The sequence below is a fragment of the Pseudomonas sp. R62 genome, assembly GCF_000257605.1.
Lineage (GTDB): Bacteria > Pseudomonadota > Gammaproteobacteria > Pseudomonadales > Pseudomonadaceae > Aquipseudomonas > Aquipseudomonas atacamensis.
The window spans coordinates 1-3,080 of record NZ_AHZM01000807.1 but is presented as its reverse complement, the minus strand read 5'-3'; the positions used below and the strand labels follow the sequence as shown (position 1 = coordinate 3,080).

Sequence of the window (3,080 nt, the reverse complement as noted above, 5' to 3'; positions counted from 1 at the left end):
AGATCGTTCTTTAAAAATTTGGGTATGTGATAGAAAGATAGACTGAACGTTACTTTCACTGGTAACGGATCAGGCTAAGGTAAAATTTGTGAGTTCTCTTAGTTGAGAAATTCGAATTTTCGGCGAATGTCGTCTTCACAGTATAACCAGATTGCTTGGGGTTATATGGTCAAGTGAAGAAGCGCATACGGTGGATGCCTTGGCAGTCAGAGGCGATGAAAGACGTGGTAGCCTGCGAAAAGCTTCGGGGAGTCGGCAAACAGACTTTGATCCGGAGATGTCTGAATGGGGGAACCCAGCCATCATAAGATGGTTATCTTGTACTGAATACATAGGTGCAAGAGGCGAACCAGGGGAACTGAAACATCTAAGTACCCTGAGGAAAAGAAATCAACCGAGATTCCCTTAGTAGTGGCGAGCGAACGGGGACTAGCCCTTAAGTGGCTTTGAGATTAGCGGAACGCTCTGGAAAGTGCGGCCATAGTGGGTGATAGCCCTGTACGCGAAAATCTCTTAGTCATGAAATCGAGTAGGACGGAGCACGAGAAACTTTGTCTGAATATGGGGGGACCATCCTCCAAGGCTAAATACTACTGACTGACCGATAGTGAACTAGTACCGTGAGGGAAAGGCGAAAAGAACCCCGGAGAGGGGAGTGAAATAGATCCTGAAACCGTATGCGTACAAGCAGTGGGAGCAGACTTTGTTCTGTGACTGCGTACCTTTTGTATAATGGGTCAGCGACTTATTTTCAGTGGCGAGCTTAACCGAATAGGGGAGGCGTAGCGAAAGCGAGTCTTAATAGGGCGTCTAGTCGCTGGGAATAGACCCGAAACCGGGCGATCTATCCATGGGCAGGTTGAAGGTTAGGTAACACTGACTGGAGGACCGAACCGACTACCGTTGAAAAGTTAGCGGATGACCTGTGGATCGGAGTGAAAGGCTAATCAAGCTCGGAGATAGCTGGTTCTCCTCGAAAGCTATTTAGGTAGCGCCTCATGTATCACTGTAGGGGGTAGAGCACTGTTTCGGCTAGGGGGTCATCCCGACTTACCAAACCGATGCAAACTCCGAATACCTACAAGTGCCGAGCATGGGAGACACACGGCGGGTGCTAACGTCCGTCGTGAAAAGGGAAACAACCCAGACCGTCAGCTAAGGTCCCAAAGTTATGGTTAAGTGGGAAACGATGTGGGAAGGCTTAGACAGCTAGGAGGTTGGCTTAGAAGCAGCCACCCTTTAAAGAAAGCGTAATAGCTCACTAGTCGAGTCGGCCTGCGCGGAAGATGTAACGGGGCTCAAACCATACACCGAAGCTACGGGTATCACCTTCGGGTGATGCGGTAGAGGAGCGTTCTGTAAGCCTGTGAAGGTGAGTTGAGAAGCTTGCTGGAGGTATCAGAAGTGCGAATGCTGACATGAGTAACGACAATGGGTGTGAAAAACACCCACGCCGAAAGACCAAGGTTTCCTGCGCAACGTTAATCGACGCAGGGTTAGTCGGTCCCTAAGGCGAGGCTGAAAAGCGTAGTCGATGGAAAACAGGTTAATATTCCTGTACTTCTGGTTATTGCGATGGAGGGACGGAGAAGGCTAGGCCAGCTTGGCGTTGGTTGTCCAAGTTTAAGGTGGTAGGCTGAGATCTTAGGTAAATCCGGGATCTTAAGGCCGAGAGCTGATGACGAGTTACCCTCTGGGTGACGAAGTGGTTGATGCCATGCTTCCAAGAAAAGCTTCTAAGCTTCAGGTAACCAGGAACCGTACCCCAAACCGACACAGGTGGTTGGGTAGAGAATACCAAGGCGCTTGAGAGAACTCGGGTGAAGGAACTAGGCAAAATGGCACCGTAACTTCGGGAGAAGGTGCGCCGGTGAGGGTGAAGGACTTGCTCCGTAAGCTCATGCCGGTCGAAGATACCAGGCCGCTGCGACTGTTTATTAAAAACACAGCACTCTGCAAACACGAAAGTGGACGTATAGGGTGTGACGCCTGCCCGGTGCCGGAAGGTTAATTGATGGGGTTAGCTAACGCGAAGCTCTTGATCGAAGCCCCGGTAAACGGCGGCCGTAACTATAACGGTCCTAAGGTAGCGAAATTCCTTGTCGGGTAAGTTCCGACCTGCACGAATGGCGTAACGATGGCGGCGCTGTCTCCACCCGAGACTCAGTGAAATTGAAATCGCTGTGAAGATGCAGTGTATCCGCGGCTAGACGGAAAGACCCCGTGAACCTTTACTATAGCTTTGCACTGGACTTTGAATTTGCTTGTGTAGGATAGGTGGGAGGCTTTGAAGCGTGGACGCCAGTTCGCGTGGAGCCATCCTTGAAATACCACCCTGGCAACTTTGAGGTTCTAACTCAGGTCCGTTATCCGGATCGAGGACAGTGTATGGTGGGTAGTTTGACTGGGGCGGTCTCCTCCTAAAGAGTAACGGAGGAGTACGAAGGTGCGCTCAGACCGGTCGGAAATCGGTCGTAGAGTATAAAGGCAAAAGCGCGCTTGACTGCGAGACAGACACGTCGAGCAGGTACGAAAGTAGGTCTTAGTGATCCGGTGGTTCTGTATGGAAGGGCCATCGCTCAACGGATAAAAGGTACTCCGGGGATAACAGGCTGATACCGCCCAAGAGTTCATATCGACGGCGGTGTTTGGCACCTCGATGTCGGCTCATCACATCCTGGGGCTGAAGCCGGTCCCAAGGGTATGGCTGTTCGCCATTTAAAGTGGTACGCGAGCTGGGTTTAGAACGTCGTGAGACAGTTCGGTCCCTATCTGCCGTGGACGTTTGAGATTTGAGAGGGGCTGCTCCTAGTACGAGAGGACCGGAGTGGACGAACCTCTGGTGTTCCGGTTGTCACGCCAGTGGCATTGCCGGGTAGCTATGTTCGGGAAAGATAACCGCTGAAAGCATCTAAGCGGGAAACTTGCCTCAAGATGAGATCTCACTGGAACCTTGAGTTCCCTGAAGGGCCGTCGAAGACTACGACGTTGATAGGTTGGGTGTGTAAGCGCTGTGAGGCGTTGAGCTAACCAATACTAATTGCCCGTGAGGCTTGACCATATAACACCCAAGCAATTTG

At 51.2% G+C, this 3,080-nt stretch carries 1 rRNA gene; it reads left to right on the top strand.

From position 1 onward, the window contains the following. The first annotated feature begins 167 nt into the window (after positions 1 to 167). Positions 168 to 3,061: ribosomal RNA gene (locus OQK_RS00055) — 23S ribosomal RNA — on the top strand. Positions 3,062 to 3,080 lie beyond the last annotated feature (19 nt).